Source organism: Candidatus Desulfolinea nitratireducens, from assembly GCF_982879505.1.
In genome coordinates this window covers 1-4887 of sequence record NZ_CEYOSI010000246.1, presented here as the reverse complement: position 1 = coordinate 4887, position 4887 = coordinate 1, and the positions used below count along the sequence as shown (strand labels likewise).

The window sequence follows — 4887 nt, the reverse complement described above, 5'->3', positions numbered from 1 at the left end:
TAAATAGATGAGTAAAGGAACGAGACTTTCTTGCTAAGCGAGCGAGATAATGGCGCAACTCAGCATTATCTCTTCAACTGAATAGGTTTCGCTTTTGTTCGGCATCGGATAATGGATCGTAGGCCAATAAAGCACCGTTTGGTACCCAGAGTGGAGATCGCTATAGTAAGAACTCCCTTGTTTTGAATGATGGAGAACATCTTGGAAGATCCTTTCGCTGTAATAGCGTTTTTGCTTTTTTTCGGGCGTTCAATCGCTTGTTCGCTAACATCCACAAGAACAATTTCTGTGAGTGTATTGCTTGGCTGGATCACTTTCTTGCCTGGCAAACGAAACTCTCCTGAACATATCAGTGCATCTTTGACCTTGTTAATCGTGCGGCATACAGTTGCTTCACTGATGCCACAGGAATCAGCAATGTGAAATTGGGTCCGATATTCTCGCCAGTACATCAAGGTCATTAGCAGTTGATCCGCCCGGCTCAACTTTGGTGGACGACCGAAGTTTGGGCGTTCTTTTTCAAGAACAGCTAGCATCTTTGCAAAAGTTTTTGGCAGAACACCTGTCAGCCGTTTAAAGTCTGTATCTTTCCATGTTATTATATCTTCATATCTCATATGCCTATTATGGCACACTTATGCAAGAGGTCTATTATACGGAATCTGAAAAAAAGTATATAAATCTTTAAGTGATTTGAATTCTCATGATTTGCGATCCCCTTTTTATCGTATAATTTATTCAGTCTACATTAGCAACCTTTCCGGGAGGGAAATGGTCAATGTTATTATTTCACTCATTAAAAACACATCCCAATGATAGATAAAGAAAAACCCAAACTCCTGCCCCTTGGCATTGGCGGAATCATCCTATTGATATTGGTCTTTGGTGAGAATAGCCTGCCCCAATTTTGGTCTACTTCAAAATATTCTACTCCTGCCCCTGTGCATATGCCCACGAATATTCCCCCAACTAACCCAATAATTGGGAGCAGATGGAATCAATCTATTGATGACATGACAATGATATATGTGCCAGCGGGAGAATTCGAGATGGGCACCCAGGCTGACGAAGCTATGGAAGAATGCCAAAATTCATACCAGGATTGCGAACGAGACTGGTTTACACGTGAAGATCCGCCACATCATGTCTATGTCGATGCCTTCTGGATCGACGAAACCGAGGTGAACAACGCCATGTATGCCCAATGCGTAGCTTTGGGTGATTGCGGTTCGCCCTATAAAACAAATTCATATACACGTGACAGTTATTTTGGAAATAAAGAATTTGACGACTATCCCGTAATTTATATTTCCTGGGTAGACGCAAGCGCCTATTGCAAATGGGGAGGACGCCGCTTGCCAACTGAGGCCGAATGGGAGAAAGCTGCTGGTTGGGATGGGAATAAGCAAATGAAAAATATCTATCCCTGGGGCGATTCCTTTGATGGCACAAATGTTAATTTCTGTGACGAAACTTGTACCAATAGTTGGAAAAACGGGAATTATTACGATGGATTTCAGGATACTGCTCCAGTAGGTAGTTATCCAGCTGGGGTAAGCTTTTACGGTGCGCTGGATATGGCTGGGAATGCTTGGGAAGGGGTGGCAGATTGGTATGCTGGCGACTACTATTCCAATTCACCATCTTCAAATCCTGTAGGACCAAAAAAAGCGTTCTCTCGGGTACTGCGCGGTGGCTCGTGGAACGATAATGCTACCTTTGTCCGAACGGCCAATCGTATGTGGTTTGATCCAGAGAGCGCCAACTTCAGCATTGGTTTTCGTTGTGCCCGTGATGCATCCCCATAATGAGACGAGAGAGTTGGATGATAATATTTTGATTATCAGTATTTCTGAATAGACTTGTTGCACCAAATGAAAAACCAAGCTTCCTGAACTCGCCTAATTACTATATTTATTCAAGGCCAGTGACAGGCATTTGTGGAGCTGGGCGCCTTTGATACTCTTTATAAGCCTTAGTCAATTCTTGTGTCTCAAGTTGCTGAATTAATTTCTGAACTTGTTTTGTGTTTTCAGAATTATTATTTTCTATTATCTGCAGCTCAATCAAACTTGTTTAGTGCGTATTTTCACTTAATTCGATTATACTTGGACAACAATGCTTCACTGTGGAGGCATGCATAATTAGTCGGAGACAATCATGGGAAAGAAATCATCAAAACTGAACAAAAGGAAAACGTCAGCATTCCGGTCTTTACCGTGGAAGAGTATTTTCCTCACTCTCACACTCGTGCCAATAATCATCGGGCTTCTTTTAATCCTTGCATGGGCATTGGATATGGAAATACTTGAGAGCCAATCTGAAGTGCAGGTTGGTCTCTTTTTTATCCTACTTGGTTTTGCTCTGTCCAACGCTCTTCAAAAACGATCCAGCCTTGCTATAGGATGGGGCGTATTAGCCATTGCGGACCTGGTTGTCCTGACCTGGCGAAGTGTTTGGGCCCAAGGAGTTGCTTTAGCGATTGGTTTGATTGGGATCATTTTTCTTGGAATTCAATTTTATAAGCAGTATCAACAAGATAAGATGGAAATTAAGAAGTAAAACCTAATATCTCATCTAAGACTTGTCTTAGATGATTTAAGACTTGTCTTAGATAAATAGCACAAAAAAATCTCTATAATGAAGCCAGGTTGCTTGTCCATTCGTGGACAACTGATCTGGTTTCTTTTGTATTTTAAAAATAATACACAAAAAGTGTATTAAAAACTAAAATGGAAGGAGGCACAGTTTGCGCAAGGCCTGATCGGGAAAACTTGTACGAAGAGTTTTTCTGTAGACCATATCAGTTACACCTTGTGGAAGTTCACATACGTTGTATTTTGTCAAATGTAATCTAAGGAGATAAAGATGAAAATTAACGAAGATTGGCTTTCGGTAAGCATCGGCTTTGCGATAATACTCATAGCCGCACTCAGTATCATTAATCCCGCGATATTCAAATTCTAGGACAAGGTTTCCAGAATAGGAGATAATATAATGACAACAACAACTGCTCAGCCCGTTGCTGTAAAGAAAAACACTACAGGCTTTATCCTTGGCCTGGCTGTTGTAATCATACTGTGCTTTGTCACACGCTATTTTTACAATATTGTAAAACCGATGACCTTGCCTGGTGGCATTCCTGGGAAAGTGCTGGAATATCCGATTTGGGCGGCGGTCGTAGGTCTGATTTTTAACTGGTTTTTCAAGGCAACCAAAGTACATGAGCGCCTGCTGCCAGGGTTCAAAACTGAACTCTTCCTGAAAGTTGGTTTGATCCTCTTAGGTGGTAAGGTCAGCTTCAAAGTCTTGGCTACTGCAGCCGGTGGCGCGGTTATCCAGGGTCTCATCATGGTCACCTGTGTGTATTTCTTCTCCTGGTGGTTGGCCGGTAAATTTGGTCTCCCCGACACCTTGAGAGCTGTGATGTCTACAGCGGTGTCTATATGTGGTGTCTCTGCAGCTATCGCCAGTGCCGGTGCTGTTTTGGCAAAGAAGGAAGAGATTACCTATGTAACAGCATTAGTAATCGTGACTGCCTTGCCGTTGATGGTGATCGCGCCGATGCTTGCTAAGGCCATGAATTTGCCAGATGCGGTTGCGGGCGCCTGGTTTGGTGGCAATGTTGATACGACTGCTGCTGTCGTAGGCGCGGGTACGATTTATGGTGAAACAGCCGAGCAAATTGCCAGTATCGTTAAACAAACCCAGAACGCTTTGATCGGTGTTGTGGCATTCTTCCTTGCGTATTACTTCGTGAAAAAAGAAGGTGGGGAGAAACCCAGCTTTGCGATCATTTGGCAGCGCTTCCCCAAGTTCGTTTTGGGCTTTATGATCGCCTCCCTGCTCTTCACCTTTGGCTTCATCACTAAAGATAACGATTCGTATGCGCTCGTCCAGAATTTAAAGGCTTGGTTCTTCTGCGCGGCCTTTGTCTGCATGGGTCTCGAGCTCTCTGTTGCAGAGTTCAAGAAAATGGGTTGGGCTCCGGTGACCGTATATTTGATCGTAACGGTCTTCAATACTATCCTGGCTTTGGGTGTTTCCTGGCTGATCTTCGGCTGGCTATTCCCAGCAAGCTTCTAAACAAAGCCTATTACATTATTTGAGCGTTTGAAATGTTGTGGAGGAGAAAGTGATACTTAAACCACTTTCTCCTCTATATTCTAGAATTACAAGCGCTCACAAGGAGAAAGATAATATGACAGAGGACTCAAAAACTCCTTTGCTAGATCAACTTGAAGAAGGGCCCTGGCCGAGCTTTGTAACGGAGATGAAACGGGCCGGCGAAAAGAATGAAATGGCCAAAGACTTGTTGCATCAGCTTGAAAAGTCCTATAAAAATAAAATTGGTTACTGGAAACATGGTGGTATCGTCGGCGTGAGAGGCTATGGCGGTGGCGTGATCGGTAGATACACTGAATTGCCCGAAGAATTCCCTGCTATCGCAGAATTCCACACTTTCCGAGTCAATCATCCTTCCGGGTGGTTCTATACAACAGACAAATTGCGGCAGCTTTGCGATGTGTGGGATAAACATGGCAGCGGGCTGACCAATATGCACGGTGCCACTGGAGATATCATCTTGCTTGGCGCCCCTACAGATGCCTTGCAACCCTGCTTTGATGATTTGGCGGAAATTGATTTTGACTTGGGTGGCTCCGGCAGTGATATGCGAACGCCATCGTGCTGTGTCGGCCCAGGTCGTTGCGAATTTGCCTGCGTTGATACTCTGGACTTGCTCCACGATATAACCAATGAGTTCCAGGATGAACTGCATCGGCCGATGTTCCCTTATAAATCAAAGATCAAGATTTCCGGTTGTGCGAACGATTGCGTAGCTTCTGTTGCCCGGTCAGATTTTTCGGTTATTGGCACCTGGCGTGA

4 protein-coding genes and 1 pseudogene are annotated in these 4887 nt (G+C 44.0%); 4 read left to right on the top strand and 1 reads right to left on the bottom strand.

Annotated elements, in window-relative coordinates; genetic code table 11:
* Nucleotides 1-65: 65 nt before the first annotated feature.
* On the bottom strand, nt 66-617 hold the full coding sequence (locus tag AC3DOM_RS15715; protein WP_487919987.1) for a transposase family protein: 552 nt from the start codon (nt 615-617) through the stop codon (nt 66-68).
* A 195-nt stretch (nt 618-812) separates the two neighbouring features.
* Here AC3DOM_RS15715 and AC3DOM_RS15710 point away from each other — a divergent pair, with 195 nt between their 5' ends.
* The 4 genes and pseudogenes from AC3DOM_RS15710 to AC3DOM_RS15695 form a co-directional block, all read left to right on the top strand.
* Complete coding sequence (locus AC3DOM_RS15710; protein ID WP_487919986.1) at nt 813-1808, top strand: formylglycine-generating enzyme family protein; 996 nt, start codon at nt 813-815, stop codon at nt 1806-1808.
* 352 nt (nt 1809-2160) lie between these two features.
* A complete protein-coding gene (locus AC3DOM_RS15705) occupies nt 2161-2562 on the top strand; it encodes a hypothetical protein (RefSeq protein WP_487919985.1) in 402 nt (133 codons plus the stop codon).
* A gap of 435 nt (nt 2563-2997) precedes the next feature.
* A complete protein-coding gene (locus AC3DOM_RS15700; RefSeq protein ID WP_487919984.1) occupies nt 2998-4086 on the top strand; it encodes a YeiH family protein in 1089 nt (362 codons plus the stop codon).
* Between the two features lie 115 nt (nt 4087-4201).
* A pseudogene (locus tag AC3DOM_RS15695) lies at nt 4202-4887 on the top strand (dissimilatory-type sulfite reductase subunit alpha); the annotation flags it as partial.